Consider the following 16,206-nt stretch of genomic DNA (forward strand, 5'->3'; position numbering starts at 1 on the left):
CATGTTTAACAAAATTCTTGTGGTCTGTGTGGGGAACGTATGTCGCTCCCCAACCGCTGAGCGTTTGCTGAAAAACTACCATCCGGATCTTACCGTGGAGTCTGCAGGTCTTGGGGCGCTGGTCGGTAAAGGCGCCGATGACGCCGCCGCCCGCGTTGCGGCGGAGCACAACATTTCGCTCGACGGGCATTGTGCGCGGCAGATCTCGGGCAGCATGTGCCGGGATTACGACCTTATCCTCGCGATGGAAAGGCGTCATATCTCCCGACTGTGTGAAATTGCCCCGGAGATGCGGGGCAAAGTGATGCTGTTTGGTCACTGGGATAACGAGCGAGAGATCCCCGATCCGTACCGCAAAAGCCGGGACGCTTTTGAAGCGGTGTATCAGTTAATTGAACGGTCTGCCCGCCAGTGGGCAAAGGCTCTCAACGCTCAGCAGGGATAATAATGACAGAGAAAATGAAACCTTCTGCATCGCAGGCGACCGGGAGCGATGAGATTGATATCGGCCGTCTCATCGGCACCGTTGTGGAGGCCAAATGGCTGGTGCTGGGCGTCACCGCCGTATTCGGTCTTGCGGCAGTAATCTATGCCCTGTTCGCAACCCCCATCTACAGCGCCGATGCGCTGGTGCAAATTGAACAAAACAGCGGCAGTTCTTTGGTGCAGGATCTGAATTCTGCCCTTAACAGCAAACCTCCCGCCTCGGCCTCGGAAATTCAGCTCATTCAGTCGCGCATGGTGTTAGGCAAAACCGTCGAAGACCTGAACCTGGATATCGCGGTGAACAAAAACACCTTCCCGATCCTGGGGGCAGGGTGGGATCGCCTGATGGGTCGTAAAGACGACTATGTGCGGATTGAAACGTTCAATCGTCCCGAGAGCATGAAGGAGCAGGAGTTTACCCTTGAGGTGTTGGGGCCGAAATCCTATCGCCTGACCACCGACGACGGCTTCAGCGCCCGTGGTGAAACCGGGAAACTGCTAAGCCGAGGCGGCGTCAGCATGATGGTTCACAGCATTCATGCCCAAACCGGAGATGCCTTCACCGTCACCAAATATTCGACGCTTGCGATGATCAATCGCCTGCAGGATAACCTGATGGTGACCGAGAATGGCAAAGACACTGGCGTACTGAGCCTGACCTTTACCGGAGAAGACCGTAACAAAATTCGGCTGATCCTCAACAGCATCACGCAAAACTACCTGGCGCAGAACGTGGCGCGTAAATCGGAAGAGGCGGCGAAAAGCCTGGCGTTCCTCGCTCAGCAGTTGCCGCAGGTCCGTAGCACCCTCGATACCGCAGAGAACAAGCTCAACAGCTATCGTCAGCAGAAAGACTCCGTTGACCTGCAGCTGGAAGCGAAATCGGTGCTCGACTCGATGGTTAACATTGACGCCCAGCTGAACGAACTGACCTTCAAAGAGGCGGAGATCTCCAAACTCTTCACCAAACGTCACCCGGCCTACCGCACGCTGCTGGAAAAACGCCAGGCGCTGGAGGACGAGAAGAGCAACCTCAACAAGCGCGTCACTGCGATGCCGAAAACCCAGCAGGAAGTGGTACGTCTGACCCGTGACGTAGAGTCCGGCCAGCAGGTGTATATGCAGCTGCTGAACCGCCAACAGGAGCTGAAAATCCAGCAGGCGAGCACCGTCGGTAACGTGCGTATCGTTGACCACGCCATCTCGCAGCCAGGCGTGCTGAAGCCGAAGCGAGCGCTGATCATTCTCGGTGGTCTGATCCTTGGCCTGATGCTCGCCATTGTTGGTGTACTGCTGCGCTCGCTGCTTAACCGTGGTATCGAAACCCCGCAGGCGCTGGAAGACAGAGGCATCAGCGTTTACGCCAGCATTCCGCTTTCCGAATGGCAAAAAGCCAGCGACAACATCAAAAGCGTCCGCGGCGTCAAACGCTTCAAGCAAAGCCAGCTGCTGGCGCTGGGTAACCCGGCTGACCTTGCCATCGAAGCGATACGCAGCCTGCGTACCAGTCTGCACTTCGCCATGATGCAGGCACAAAACAACGTGTTGATGCTCTCGGGCGTGAGCCCGTCGATCGGTAAGACGTTTGTCTGTGCCAACCTGGCGGCGGTGGTGAGTCAGACCCACAAGCGCGTACTGCTTATCGACTGCGATATGCGTAAGGGTTACACCCATGAGCTGCTGGGGACCAACAACGAAAACGGTCTGTCAGACATCCTGGTCGGAAAAGCGGAGATTGAAAACTGCGCCAAGAAAACGACCATCGAGAATTTCGACCTGGTGCCGCGCGGTCAGGTACCGCCAAACCCGTCCGAACTGCTGATGGGCGAACGCTTCGGCGAGCTGGTTAACTGGGCCAGCAGCCGCTATGACCTGGTACTGATTGATACCCCGCCAATTCTGGCGGTAACCGATGCTGCCATCGTGGGCCGCATGGCGGGTACGACGTTGATGGTGGTGCGCTACGGGGTGAACACTATGAATGAAGTGGAAGCGAGCCTCAGCCGGTTCGAACAGAACGGCATCGACGTGCGTGGGGTCATTCTTAACTCCATCTTCCGCCGCGCCAACGGGTACCAGGACTTCGGTTACTACGAGTACCACTACAAGTCAGACAGCAAATAATGAGTTCGGTGAAAATCATGACCAACGATCGTCCGCTTATTTCCATCTATATGCCGACATGGAACCGGCAGCAGCTGGCCATTCGTGCGATAAAATCGGTGCTGCGTCAGGATTACCCGCACTGGGAAATGCTGATTGTAGACGATTGCTCGCCGGCCTTTGAAGAGCTGATGCAGTACGTACAAAGTCTGGGAGATGCGCGTGTTAGCTACACGCGCAACGCGGTGAATTCCGGTGCCTGTACCGTGCGTAATCAGGCAATCGGCCAGGCACGGGGCGAATTTATTACCGGAATCGATGATGATGACGAGTGGACGCCCAACCGCCTGTCGTCGTTTCTGGCACACCGCGCGAAACTTGCCGACCACTCGTTCCTCTACGCCAACGACTACGTGTGTGAAGGGCAGGTGTACGCGCAGCCTTCAAGCCTGCCGCTGTACCCCAAACGCCCATTTACCCGTGAGCGATTCTATAAAAAGAACATCGTGGGTAATCAGGTCTTCTCGCGGGCGGAGTGCTTTAAAAACTGCCTGTTCGACCCCAATCTTGCTGCGGCTCAGGACTATGACGTCTTTCTGCGCATGGTGGAGACATGGGGCGATCCGTGGAAGGTGGAAGACGCCACGCAGGTGCTGCACGTCAACCATGGCGGGGTGCGTATCACTCAGTCGACGCGCAAATTCTCGGGCTATTACCGTTTCTACCGTAAGCATAAAGCCAGGTTCGATCGCGCAAGCCAGAAGTATCAGCTGTTTTCGCTGTACGTCATTCGCAATAAGAAAATGTCATGGCGTACGCAGATGACGCTGCTGTCGTTGCGAAATGGTAAGCGCATGATCGACGCGCTGCGGGGGCGGGCATGAATATTCTGCAATTTAACGTTCGCCTCGCGGAGGGGGGGGCGGCAGGTGTCGCGCTGGATCTGCACCAGCGCGCGCTGCAGCAGGGGCTCAACTCGCGCTTTGTCTATGGCTATGGCAAAGGCGGGAAGAAGAGCGTCAGCCATGAACGCTACCCTAATGTGATTAAGCATACGGCCCGCGCCACGTCGATGGCGAATCTGGCGCTGTTTCGTCTCTTTAACCGGGATGTTTTCGGCAACCTGAACGGGCTGTATCGCACTGTTACTCGTATTCCTGAGCCGGTGGTGTTGCATTTTCATGTGCTACACAGCTACTGGCTTAACCTCGAAGAGGTGGTGACGTTCTGTGAGAGAGTGAAGGCGCACAAGCCAGATGTCACCTTCGTCTGGACGCTGCACGATCACTGGAGCATCACCGGGCGCTGTGCGTTTCTCGACGGCTGCGACGGCTGGAAAACCGGCTGCCGGAAGTGCCCGACGCTCACTAACTACCCGCCGGTGAAGGTGGATCGCGCCCGGTCGCTGGTGGCGGAAAAACGTCAACTTTTTTGCAGTATGCTGGCGCTGGGATGCCAGTTTATTTCCCCCAGCCAGCACGTTGCCAGCGATTTCAATAGCCTGTATGGGGAAGGGCGCTGCCGGATAATCAACAACGGCATCGATGTGGCGACCGAAGAAATTCTTCAGGCACTGGTTCCGGCGGTGCCGGCTGAGGGTAAACCAAAGATCGCCGTGGTGGCGCATGACCTGCGCTACGACGGTAAAACCAATCAGCAGCTGGTGCAAAACATCATCGCCCTCGGCGATGCGGTAGAAGTACACACCTTCGGTAAGTTCTCACCGTTTAGCGGCGACAACGTGATTAACCACGGTTATCTCACCGACAAGCGCCAGCTGATGAATGAGCTGAATCCGCTCGACGCCCTGTTGTTCACCTCAAGGGTGGATAACTACCCGCTGATCCTCTGCGAAGCGCTGTCGATCGGTCTGCCGGTGATTGCCACACACAGCGACGCCGCGCAGGAAGTGCTGCAAAAATCGGGCGGAAAAACCTTTTCAACCGACGAAGTGATGCAGCTGGTGATGCTGCCGAAAGCGGCGCTGGCGCAGGCGGTATTTGGCGACTCGCTGCAGGCCTTCCGTGAGCGAAGCCGCGTGGCCTACAGCGGGCAACAAATGCTGGAGGAGTATGTCTCGTTCTATCAAAGTCTGTAGCTATCTGCTGCTGCCGCTGATTTATCTGCTGGTTAACGTCAAGCTGGCACAGCTGGGGGAGAGCTTCCCGATTTCTATCGTGACGTTTTTACCCCTGTTACTGCTGCTCTATGTCGACAGAATTAGCGTCAAGAAGCTGATGATAGCGCTGGGGGTTGGGGCGGGTCTGACGGCGTATAACTATCTGTTCGGCCAGTCGCTGGATGCCAGTAAGTACGTCACCTCCACCATGCTTTTTATCTACATCGTGATTATTCTCGGCATGGTGTGGAGCATTCGCTTTAAGACCGTATCACCGCATAACTATCGCAAGCTGATGTGTGCGTTTAATCTGGTGGTCGGGATTGTGGTACTGCTGGCGGCGGCAGAAATGGCGCAGATTATCCTCAGCGGCGGCAGTAGCTTAATGGAGATAATTTCGAAATATCTCATATACAGTAACAGCTATGTTCTGAACTTTATCAAGTTCGGCGGAAGGCGAACCACTGCACTTTATTTCGAGCCTGCTTTCTTTGCTCTGGCATTAATCTCAATTTGGCTTTGTATCAAACAGTTTGGTATCAAAACCCCAAAAACAGATGTTATGATTCTGGCAGGGATAGTTCTCTCAGGATCGTTTTCCGGGGTGATGACGTTTATCCTGTTTTATTTACTGGAATGGGCGTTTCAGTATCTGAACAAAGAAGCCATCCGCAAAAAGTTGCCGTTAGCGATTATTTCTCTTGCGGTATTTATGGTGGGAATGATCTTCGCTTTCCCTTATATCTCAGCGCGGCTGGGCGATTTGGGTGAGGAAGGCTCGTCATCCTATTACCGAATTATCGGTCCGTTGGTCATGGTCTGGAGTTCTTTAAGCCACGTAGACGGCGTTGTGCGTTTTGGTTCGCTTTACGAATATGTTGCATCATTCGGAATCTTTAACGGTGCTGATGTCGGTAAAACAATAGATAATGGTTTGTATCTGCTGATTATTTATTTTTCATGGTTCGCGGTATTCGGAACGATATGGTTCATGGCCAAAATTGGTCGAATGATGGTTCATGCGTTTGGTAATAACCAGAACTACGGTGTGCAGTTGTACCTTTTTACACCCGTGTCGCTCTTTTTTACCGGCTCAATATTTAGTCCGGAATATGCGTTCTTAATTGTCTGTCCGTTTATTCTGCGCAAGGCGTTGAATATCGTACACTAAGTATCAAGTGGGGATGAATATGTTGTTAAGCATTATTACCGTTGCATTTCGCAATTATGACGGTGTGGTGAAAACAAAAGCCTCACTGGCGCATCTGGCAGGCGATCCCGGGCTGGAGTTTGAATGGATTGTGGTGGATGGTGGCTCACAGGACGGGACGGCGGAGTATCTGCAAAAACTGAACGGAGAGCACCAGTTACGCTACGTCAGCGAGCCGGACAGCGGCCTGTATGATGCGATGAATAAAGGCATCAACATGGCGCGCGGACGCTTTGCCATCTTCCTGAACTCCGGCGATGTTTTTCATCAGGACGTGGCGCAGTTTGTTCGTCAGCTGGCAGAAAAACCGGATAACGCGATGTATATCGGTGATGCGCTGCTGGACTTTGGCGATGGCAATAAAGCCCGCCGCACCGCCAAGCCCGGCTGGTATATTTACCATAGCCTGCCGGCAAGCCATCAGGCTATCTTCTTTCCATTACAAGGACTGAAGCAACATCCGTATGATCTGCAATATCGCGTGTCCTCGGATTATGCCCTGGCGGCGCGTTTATTTAAGGCCGGTTTCACGTTTAAGCGTATCAATGGTCTGGTATCCGAATTTTCGATGGGCGGTGTATCGACGACGAATAATCTGGAGTTATGCCGGGATGCAAAAAACGTGCAGCGCAATATTTTACGTCTGCCGAAGCTGGTGACGGAATTGTCTTATTTATTTCGCCTGCGCACCACCGGCAAAACGAAGTCCTTATATAACAAATCCTGAATATAAGGAAACACCATGCAGGAATTAAACGGATTCTCGGTGCCAAAAGGGTTCCGGGGCGCTAACGGTATTAAGGTGCAGTTATGGTGGGCGGTGCAGGCCACGTTATTTGCCTGGTCGCCACAAATTCTCTACCGCTGGCGTGCCTTTTTATTACGCCTGTTTGGCGCAAAAATAGGAAAAAACGTAGTTATTCGACCTTCGGTAAAAATTACCTATCCGTGGAAATTAACCATCGGGGATTACGCCTGGGTCGGCGATGACGCCGTGCTGTATACCCTGGGTGAAATTCATATTGGGGCGAACGCCGTCGTATCACAGAAGTGTTATTTGTGTACCGGTAGTCATGATTATCAGAGTGCGCATTTTGATATTAACGCCACGCCTGTTGTGGTGGGGGAAAAATGCTGGCTGGCGACGGATGTTTTCGTCGCCCCGGGCGTGACTATCGGTGATGGCACCGTCGTTGGCGCCCGCAGCAGCGTATTTAAGTCGCTACCGGCAAATACAATTTGTCGTGGCAACCCGGCAGTGGTAACGCGCGAGCGCGTTGAAACAGCGTTATAAAACAGAGGAATATAAACATGTCAAAAGTCGCTCTCATCACCGGCGTAACCGGGCAGGATGGTTCATACCTGGCAGAACTGCTGCTGGAAAAAGGCTATGAAGTTCACGGCATTAAGCGTCGTGCCTCTTCCTTCAACACCGAGCGTGTGGATCACATTTATCAGGATCCGCACAGCAGCAACCCGAAATTCCACCTGCACTACGGCGACCTGACGGACACCTCCAACCTGACCCGTATTCTGCAGGAAGTGCAGCCGGATGAGGTGTACAACCTGGGCGCAATGAGCCACGTGGCCGTCTCCTTCGAATCCCCGGAATATACTGCCGACGTTGATGCCATGGGCACGCTGCGTTTGCTGGAAGCCATTCGCTTCCTCGGCCTTGAGAAGAAAACCCGTTTCTATCAGGCATCGACCTCTGAGCTGTACGGTCTGGTGCAGGAAATCCCGCAGAAAGAGACCACCCCGTTCTACCCGCGTTCTCCGTATGCGGTGGCGAAGCTGTACGCCTACTGGATAACCGTTAACTACCGCGAATCCTACGGTATGTACGCCTGTAACGGCATTCTGTTCAACCACGAGTCGCCGCGCCGTGGCGAAACCTTCGTGACCCGCAAAATTACCCGCGCTATTGCTAACATCGCCCAGGGCCTGGAGTCCTGCCTGCACCTCGGCAACATGGACTCTCTGCGCGACTGGGGCCATGCCAAAGACTACGTCAAAATGCAGTGGATGATGCTGCAGCAGGAGCAGCCGGAAGACTTCGTGATTGCCACCGGCGTGCAGTACTCGGTGCGTCAGTTTGTTGAAATGGCGGCAGCACAGCTGGGCATCAAGCTGCGCTTTGAAGGCACCGGCGTGGAAGAGAAGGGGATTGTGGTCTCCGTCACCGGTCACGATGCACCTGGGGTGAAGCCCGGCGACGTTATTGTGGAAGTTGACCCGCGCTACTTCCGTCCGGCAGAAGTGGAAACCCTGTTGGGCGATCCTTCCCGTGCCCATGAGAAGCTGGGCTGGAAGCCGGAAATCACTCTACAGGAGATGGTCTCTGAAATGGTCGCCAAAGATCTGGAAGCCGCGAAGAAGCACTCGCTGCTGAAGTCCCACGGTTACGAGGTGGCCATCGCGCTGGAGTCCTGAACCATGAAAAAACAGCGTATTTTCGTGGCGGGCCACCGGGGAATGGTGGGCTCAGCCATTGTTCGGCAACTGGAGCCGCGTGAAAACGTGGAGCTGGTACTGCGTACCCGCGACCAGCTCAACCTGCTGGACAGCCGGGCGGTGAATGATTTCTTTGCCGCCGAGCGTATCGATCAGGTGTATCTGGCGGCGGCGAAAGTGGGCGGCATTGTCGCCAACAACAGCTTCCCGGCGGAATTCATCTTCGAGAACATGATGATTGAGAGCAACATCATTCACGCGGCACATGTGCACAACGTGAACAAGCTGCTGTTCCTCGGTTCATCCTGCATCTATCCGAAAATGGCGAAGCAGCCGATGGCGGAAAGCGAGCTGCTGCAGGGCAGCCTCGAACCGACCAACGAGCCGTACGCCATCGCCAAGATTGCCGGTATCAAACTGTGTGAGTCTTACAACCGCCAGTATGGTCGTGATTACCGCTCGGTCATGCCGACCAACCTGTACGGCCCGAACGATAATTTTCACCCGAGCAACTCGCACGTGATCCCGGCACTGCTGCGTCGCTTTCACGAGGCGGCCCAGAGCAACGCACCAGAGGTGGTGGTGTGGGGCAGCGGTACGCCGATGCGTGAGTTCCTCCACGTAGACGACATGGCGGCCGCCAGCATCCACGTGATGGAGCTGGACCGCGATATCTGGCAGGAATTCACCCAGCCGATGCTGTCGCACATTAACGTCGGTACCGGGGTGGATTGCACCATCCGCGAACTGGCGCACACCCTGGCAAAAGTGGTGGGTTTCCAGGGGGAAGTGGTGTTTGACGCCAGTAAACCGGATGGCACTCCGCGTAAGCTGCTTGACGTCTCTCGCCTGCATCAGCTCGGCTGGTACCACGAAGTGACGCTGGAGGCCGGGCTTGCCAGCACCTACCAGTGGTTCCTCGCCAATCAGCAGCGTTTCCGGGGGTAACCATGTTTCTGAAGCATGAAGATTTTGCCACCGTAGTACGTTCAACGCCGCTGATCTCCCTGGATCTCATCGTCGAGAACGCGCGTGGAGAATTTCTGCTCGGGAAACGCAACAACCGTCCGGCACAGGGCTACTGGTTTGTGCCGGGCGGACGCGTGCAGAAGGACGAAACGCTGGCGGACGCCTTTGTACGACTGACGCAGGCCGAGCTCGGCCTGCCGCTACCGCTTTCTGCTGGCGCATTCTATGGCGTCTGGCAGCATTTTTACGACGACAACTTCTCGGGCGACGATTTCAGTACTCACTATGTGGTGCTGGGCTTTCGCCTGCAGGTCGATGAACAACAGCTTGCGCTTCCGGATAGTCAGCACAACGACTATCGCTGGCTGACGCCTGAGCAGCTGTTGGCGACCGATAACGTCCACGACAACAGCCGCGCTTACTTTCTTCGGGAGCGTTTCGCTGGAGTACCAGGCTTATGAAAATTCTGGTCTATGGCATTAACTACTCGCCGGAGCTGACCGGCATCGGCAAATACACCGGTGAGATGGTGGAGTGGATGGCGCGCCAGGGGCACGAAGTGCGGGTTATTACCGCACCGCCGTACTACCCGGAGTGGAAGGTGGGGGAACGTTACTCCTCCTGGCGCTACTGTCGGGAAGAGGGCGATGCCACCGTCTGGCGCTGTCCGCTGTATGTTCCAAAGCAGCCTTCCACGCTGAAGCGCTTATTGCATCTTGGCAGTTTTGCCCTCAGTAGTTTCTTCCCGCTGATGGCCCAGCGCCGCTGGAAGCCGGACACCATCATTGGCGTGGTGCCGACGCTGTTCTGCACGCCGGGTATGCGTCTGCTCGCGAAGCTCTCCGGTGCCCGCACGCTGCTGCATATTCAGGATTATGAAGTGGACGCCATGCTCGGCCTGGGGATGGCGGGGCAGGGCAAGGGCGGAAAAGTGGCGAAGCTCGCCAGCGCCTTTGAGCGCAGCGGTTTGCTGAACGTCGATAACGTCTCCACGATTTCGCGCTCGATGATGAACAAAGCGCGGGAGAAAGGCGTGGCGGCGGAGAAGGTGATTTTCTTCCCTAACTGGTCGGAGACAGAACGTTTTCGCGACGTCAGTGCGACCCAGACGGTGGTGCTGCGCGAACAGCTGGGGTTACCTGCGGATAAAAAGCTGCTGCTTTACTCCGGCAACATCGGCGAAAAGCAGGGGCTGGAGAATGTGATTGAAGTGGCGAAGCTGCACCAGAATGAGCCGTGGCTGTTCGTCATCGTCGGCCAGGGCGGTGGCAAAGCGCGGCTGGAAAAACTGGCCGCCACCTACGAATTAACCAACGTCCGCTTTCTGCCGCTGCAGCCTTATGAAGCGCTGCCGGCGCTGCTCAGAATGGCTGACTGCCATCTGGTTATCCAGAAACGCGGTGCCGCGGATGCGGTGCTGCCCTCAAAGCTCACCAATATTCTGGCGGTGGGGGGAAATGCGCTTATCACCGCCGAAGCCAATACCGAATTAGGCCAGCTGTGTCGCGAGGTGCCGGGCATCGCCGTGTGCGTCGAGCCGGAATCGGTTCCGGCGCTGAGCGAAGGGATTAGCGCCGTCCTGGCGATGCCCAAAGAGAACCGTCAGGCACGCGAATATGCCGAGCGAACGCTCGAGAAAGAGAACGTGCTGAGTCAGTTTATTACCGCTATTTCTTCACACAACGAGTCGGGGTTAACAACATGAGTCAAGCGCAACTTTACCCGGTAGTGATGGCCGGTGGCTCCGGCAGCCGTTTGTGGCCGCTGTCCCGGGTGCTCTATCCGAAACAATTTCTCTGCCTGAAGGGCGACCTTACCATGCTGCAGGCGACCATTCATCGTCTGAACGGCGTGCAGTGCGAAAGCCCGGTGGTTATCTGCAACGAGCAGCACCGTTTTATCGTGGCGGAGCAGCTGCGCAAGCTTAATAAACTGACCGAGAATATTATCCTGGAGCCCGCCGGGCGTAACACCGCGCCGGCTATCGCGCTGGCGGCCATGGCGGCGGTGCGTCAGTCGCCGGATACCGATCCGCTGATGCTGGTGCTGGCGGCCGACCACGTGATTCAGGATGAAGAAGCGTTTCGCCGCGCGGTGCTTAACGCCATCCCTCACGCCGAGAACGGCAAGCTGGTGACGTTCGGCATTGTGCCGACGCTTCCGGAAACCGGCTACGGCTACATTCGCCGTGGTGAGGCCGTCTCCACTGCACAGGATACGCAGGCCTTCCAGGTGGCGCAGTTTGTTGAGAAACCGAACCTTGATACCGCCCAGGCGTACGTTGCCAGCGGTGAATACTACTGGAACAGCGGCATGTTCCTGTTCCGCGCCGGGCGCTACCTTGAAGAGCTGAATAAATTCCGTCCGGACATCTACGGCGCCTGTGAACAGGCGATGGCGGTGGTTGACCCGGATCTCGACTTCATTCGCGTTGATGAAGCGGCGTTTCTCGCCTGCCCGGAGGAATCCGTGGACTATGCGGTGATGGAGCGTACCGCCGACGCGGTGGTGGTGCCGATGGACGCGGGCTGGAGCGACGTTGGCTCCTGGTCTTCTCTGTGGGAAATCAGCCATCACACCGCGGAGGGCAATGTGCACCACGGCGACGTTATCAGCCATAAAACCGAGAACAGCTACGTGTACGCGGAATCGGGGCTAGTGACCACCGTCGGGGTTAAGGATCTGGTCGTTGTCCAGACCAAAGACGCGGTGCTGATTGCCGACCGACACGCCGTTCAGGACGTAAAAAAAGTGGTTGAGCGCATCAAAGCCGATGGTCGCCATGAGCACCATATTCACCGCGAAGTATACCGCCCGTGGGGCAAGTATGACTCCATCGACGCCGGTGACCGCTACCAGGTGAAGCGCATCACCGTGAAGCCTGGCGAAGGGCTTTCGCTGCAGATGCACCACCATCGTGCGGAGCACTGGATTGTGGTGGCGGGCACCGCCAAAGTCACCATCAACGACGATATTACGCTGCTCGGTGAAAACGAGTCGGTGTATATCCCGCTTGGCGCCACCCACTGCCTGGAAAACCCCGGCAAGATCCCGCTCGACCTGATTGAGGTACGCTCCGGCTCCTATCTCGAAGAGGACGATGTCGTGCGCTTTGCCGACAGATACGGACGCGTGTAAGCACTACCCGGGTAAAAAAACAACCAACAAAAAATGGCCTTGCATGGTCAGGGCCTCCTGTTGCCTGAAAAAGGGTAAATCATGACAAAACTGACCTGTTTTAAAGCGTATGACATTCGCGGTCGACTGGGCGACGAGCTGAATGAAGATATCGCCTGGCGCATTGGCCGGGCCTATGGCGAATACCTGAAACCGAAGACCATCGTCCTGGGCGGCGACGTGCGCCTCACCAGCGAAGCGCTGAAGATGGCGCTGGCGAAGGGCCTGCGCGACGCGGGCGTTGATGTGCTGGATATCGGACTCTCCGGTACGGAGGAGATTTACTTCGCCACCTTCCACCTCGGCGTCGACGGCGGCATTGAAGTGACCGCCAGCCACAATCCGATGGACTACAACGGCATGAAGCTGGTGCGTGAAGGCGCCCGCCCGATAAGCGGTGACACCGGGCTGCGCGACGTACAGCGTCGGGCGGAGGCCAATGACTTCCCGGCTGTGGAGCCGTCGCAGCGCGGCGGTTATCAGAAAATCGACCTGCGCGAGGCGTATCTCGACCATCTGCTTGGCTACATCGACGTGAAAAACCTCAGGCCGCTGAAGTTGGTTATCAACTCCGGTAACGGCGCGGCGGGCCCGGTGGTGGATGCGCTGGAAGCGCGCTTTAAGGCGCTGAACGTGCCGGTCACCTTCATCAAAGTGCACAACACCCCTGACGGCAACTTCCCGAACGGTATTCCAAACCCGCTGCTGCCGGAGTGCCGGGCCGACACCCGCCATGCGGTCATTGAACACGGCGCCGACATGGGGATTGCCTTCGACGGCGATTTCGACCGCTGCTTCCTGTTCGATGAAACCGGGCAGTTCATCGAAGGCTACTACATCGTTGGTCTGCTGGCGGAGGCGTTCCTCGAGCGCAACCCGGGGGCGAAAATCATTCATGACCCGCGTTTATCGTGGAACACCGTGGACGTGGTGAGCGCCGCAGGCGGTACGCCGGTGATGTCGAAAACCGGTCATGCCTTTATCAAGGAGCGCATGCGTCAGGAAGATGCGATTTACGGCGGCGAGATGAGCGCTCATCACTACTTCCGCGATTTTGCTTACTGCGACAGCGGGATGATCCCGTGGCTGCTGGTGACCGAACTGCTGTGCCTGCGCGGTAAAACGCTGGGTGAGCTGGTGTGTGACCGCATGGCCGCCTTCCCGGCGAGCGGTGAGATCAACAGCAAGCTTGCGGAGCCGGCGACGGCCATCGCCCGGGTGGCAGAGCACTTTGCCAGCCATGCGCTGGAGGTCGACCACACCGATGGTATCAGCATGGCCTGGGCCGACTGGCGCTTTAACCTGCGCTCGTCGAATACCGAGCCGGTGGTGCGCCTGAACGTGGAGTCTCGCGGCAACCCGGCGCTGATGGAAGCGCGCACCCGGGACATTCTGGCACTGCTGAATCAGTAATACCTTTCCCCTCTCCGTGAGGCGAGGGGAAGTCAACTAACACAGGAACAACGATGACGACTCTAAGAAAGCGCGAACGAGCCAAAACGAATGCATCGTTAATCTCAATAGTGCAACGGTTCTCCGACATCACCATCATGCTGGGCGGCATGTGGCTGGTGTGCCGGAGCGTTGGCTTACCTTTTTTGTACCTGCATCTGCTGATGGCGCTGATAACGCTGGTGGTGTTTCAGATGATTGGCGGGCTGACCGATTTTTACCGCTCCTGGCGTGGAGTGCGTATGGCAACGGAGCTGCAGCTGCTGTTGCAAAACTGGACCCTGAGCCTGGTTTTCAGCGCCGGACTGCTGGCGTTTAACGATGATTTTAACGACAGCGCACTGCTCTGGTTGATGTGGTATCTGGTGTCGAGCGTCGGCATGGTTGCCAGCCGTTCGTTGATCCGTTCGCTCGCCGGTTGGCTGCGTAATCAGGGTTACAACACTCGCCGCGTGGCGGTAGCCGGAGATTTACCCGCCGGGCAGGCGCTGCTCGACAGCTTTCGTAACCAGCCGTGGCTTGGCTACGAAGTGATGGGGACCTATCACGATGAACCGCCAGCACACGCCCAGGCGCAGTGGGCGGGGGATTATCAACAATTGCTCGACGACGCCCGTGGCGGCAAGATCCATAACGTCTACATCGCGATGGCGATGCGCGAAGAAACCTGCATCAAACGCCTGGTGAGTGACCTCGCCGATACCACCTGTTCGGTACTGCTGATCCCCGATGTTTTTACCTTCAATATTCTCCATTCGCGCACCGAAGAGGTGAACGGCGTACCGGTGGTGCCGCTGTATGACACCCCGCTATCGGGCATTAACCGGGTGATTAAACGTCTGGAAGACATCGTGCTCTCCTCGCTGATTTTGCTGCTGATATCTCCGGTGCTCTGTGCGATTGCGCTGGCGGTGAAACTCAACTCGCCGGGTCCGATCATTTTCCGCCAGACCCGATACGGTATCGACGGCAAGCCCATCAAAGTGTGGAAATTTCGCTCTATGAAAGTGATGGAGAACGACAAGGTGGTGAAGCAGGCGACGCAGAACGATCCTCGCGTCACAAGTGTTGGTGGTTTTCTGCGCCGTACTTCGCTTGATGAACTGCCGCAGTTTATCAATGTGTTGACCGGTGGGATGTCGATAGTTGGCCCGCGGCCGCACGCTGTGGCGCATAACGAACAGTATCGACCGCTCATTGCAGGCTACATGCTGCGCCACAAAGTGAAGCCAGGAATTACCGGCTGGGCGCAGATCAACGGCTGGCGTGGCGAAACCGACACCCTCGAGAAGATGGAAAAACGCGTGGAGTTCGACCTTGAGTACATCCGTGAGTGGAGCTTGTGGTTTGACATCAAGATTGTTTTTCTGACGATTTTCAAAGGCTTTATTGGCAAAACGGCGTATTGAGGTAGCAGGATGAGCCTGAGAGAGAAAACCATCAGCGGGGCAAAGTGGTCGGCGATGGCGACGGTTGCCATTATCGGCCTGGGGCTGGTGCAGATGACGTGGCTGGCGCGCATTTTTGATAGCCACCAGTTTGGTCTTTTGACCGTATCGCTGGTGATTATAGCTCTCGCCGATACGCTGTCTGACTTCGGCATTGCCAACTCTATCATTCAGCGTAAAGCGATAAGTCGCCTTGAACTGACCACGCTCTACTGGCTGAACGTGGGGCTCGGGATTGTGGTGTTTGCGCTGGTGTTTGCCCTGAGCGACACCATTGCTCGGGTACTGCATAACCCGGATCTCGCGCCGCTTATCAAAACGCTGTCTCTGGCTTTTGTGATGATCCCGCACGGGCAGCAGTTCCGCGCGCTGATGCAAAAGGAGCTGGAGTTCAACAAGATTGGCCTGATTGAAACCAGCTCGGTAATGGCGGGCTTTAGCGTGACGGTGGTGAGCGCCTGGTTCTGGCCGTGGGCGATGACCGCGATTCTGGGGTATCTGGTGAATACGGCGGTACGAACGCTGCTGTTTGGCTGGTACGGGCGCAAGATTTATCGTCCGGGCCTGCATTTCTCGCTGGCCTCGGTGGCTTCTAATCTGCGTTTTGGTGCCTGGCTGACCGCCGACAGTATCATTAACTACGTGAACACCAACCTCTCAACGCTGGTGCTGGCGCGCATCCTGGGGGCGGGAGCGGCCGGGGGGTACAACCTCGCCTGGAACGTGGCGGTCGTGCCGCCGATGAAGCTAAACCCGATTATTACCCGAGTGCTGTTCCCGGCCTTCGC

15 protein-coding genes are annotated in these 16,206 nt (G+C 56.3%); all 15 read left to right on the plus strand.

The annotated features are described in order from the left end of the window. The first annotated feature begins 1 nt into the window (after position 1). Positions 2-445 (plus strand): low molecular weight protein-tyrosine-phosphatase Wzb, encoded by a 444-nt coding sequence (gene wzb, locus GYRE_RS15650; RefSeq protein ID WP_038256497.1) that lies wholly within the window; start codon positions 2-4, stop codon positions 443-445. 2 nt (positions 446-447) lie between these two features. Beyond that, on the plus strand, positions 448-2,610 hold the full coding sequence (gene wzc / locus GYRE_RS15655) for a tyrosine-protein kinase Wzc (RefSeq protein WP_006820767.1): 2,163 nt from the start codon (positions 448-450) through the stop codon (positions 2,608-2,610). Between the two features lie 17 nt (positions 2,611-2,627). After that, positions 2,628-3,473, plus strand: coding sequence for a colanic acid biosynthesis glycosyltransferase WcaA (gene wcaA / locus GYRE_RS15660; protein WP_038256499.1), 846 nt, complete (start codon positions 2,628-2,630; stop codon positions 3,471-3,473). Beyond that, positions 3,470-4,687, plus strand: a complete 1,218-nt coding sequence (gene wcaC / locus GYRE_RS15665; RefSeq protein ID WP_038256472.1) for a colanic acid biosynthesis glycosyltransferase WcaC — start codon at positions 3,470-3,472, stop codon at positions 4,685-4,687. The genes wcaA and wcaC overlap by 4 nt, the downstream gene beginning before the upstream one ends. Next, positions 4,662-5,879 (plus strand): colanic acid polymerase WcaD, encoded by a 1,218-nt coding sequence (gene wcaD / locus GYRE_RS15670; protein ID WP_006820764.1) that lies wholly within the window; start codon positions 4,662-4,664, stop codon positions 5,877-5,879. Before wcaC ends, wcaD begins: the two co-directional genes overlap by 26 nt. 19 nt (positions 5,880-5,898) lie before the next feature. Further along, positions 5,899-6,645 (plus strand): colanic acid biosynthesis glycosyltransferase WcaE, encoded by a 747-nt coding sequence (gene wcaE / locus GYRE_RS15675; RefSeq protein WP_038256502.1) that lies wholly within the window; start codon positions 5,899-5,901, stop codon positions 6,643-6,645. A gap of 15 nt (positions 6,646-6,660) precedes the next feature. Next, entirely contained in the window at positions 6,661-7,212 is a 552-nt protein-coding gene (gene wcaF, locus GYRE_RS15680; protein ID WP_006820762.1) for a colanic acid biosynthesis acetyltransferase WcaF, read from the plus strand. 17 nt (positions 7,213-7,229) lie between these two features. After that, positions 7,230-8,351 (plus strand): GDP-mannose 4,6-dehydratase, encoded by a 1,122-nt coding sequence (gene gmd / locus GYRE_RS15685; protein WP_006820761.1) that lies wholly within the window; start codon positions 7,230-7,232, stop codon positions 8,349-8,351. 3 nt (positions 8,352-8,354) lie between these two features. Beyond that, the gene (gene fcl / locus GYRE_RS15690; protein WP_038256475.1) at positions 8,355-9,320 is read left to right on the plus strand and encodes a GDP-L-fucose synthase; all 966 of its coding nucleotides are present in this window, start codon (positions 8,355-8,357) and stop codon (positions 9,318-9,320) included. Between the two features lie 2 nt (positions 9,321-9,322). Continuing rightward, positions 9,323-9,802, plus strand: a complete 480-nt coding sequence (locus GYRE_RS15695) for a GDP-mannose mannosyl hydrolase (RefSeq protein WP_038256477.1) — start codon at positions 9,323-9,325, stop codon at positions 9,800-9,802. Beyond that, positions 9,799-11,046, plus strand: a complete 1,248-nt coding sequence (gene wcaI, locus GYRE_RS15700) for a colanic acid biosynthesis fucosyltransferase WcaI (protein WP_038256479.1) — start codon at positions 9,799-9,801, stop codon at positions 11,044-11,046. The genes GYRE_RS15695 and wcaI overlap by 4 nt, the downstream gene beginning before the upstream one ends. Further along, positions 11,043-12,479: a mannose-1-phosphate guanyltransferase gene (gene cpsB, locus GYRE_RS15705; RefSeq protein ID WP_038256482.1), complete on the plus strand. Its 1,437-nt coding sequence runs from the start codon at positions 11,043-11,045 to the stop codon at positions 12,477-12,479. Before wcaI ends, cpsB begins: the two co-directional genes overlap by 4 nt. An 81-nt stretch (positions 12,480-12,560) precedes the next feature. Continuing rightward, entirely contained in the window at positions 12,561-13,931 is a 1,371-nt protein-coding gene (gene cpsG, locus GYRE_RS15710; protein WP_038256484.1) for a colanic acid biosynthesis phosphomannomutase CpsG, read from the plus strand. Between the two features lie 53 nt (positions 13,932-13,984). Further along, entirely contained in the window at positions 13,985-15,379 is a 1,395-nt protein-coding gene (wcaJ, locus tag GYRE_RS15715; RefSeq protein WP_038256486.1) for an undecaprenyl-phosphate glucose phosphotransferase, read from the plus strand. A 9-nt stretch (positions 15,380-15,388) separates the two neighbouring features. Next, on the plus strand, positions 15,389-16,206 hold an 818-nt coding region (locus GYRE_RS15720; protein WP_038256488.1), incomplete at its 3' end, for an MOP flippase family protein.

The sequence above is a fragment of the Yokenella regensburgei ATCC 49455 genome, from assembly GCF_000735455.1.
GTDB lineage: Bacteria > Pseudomonadota > Gammaproteobacteria > Enterobacterales > Enterobacteriaceae > Yokenella > Yokenella regensburgei.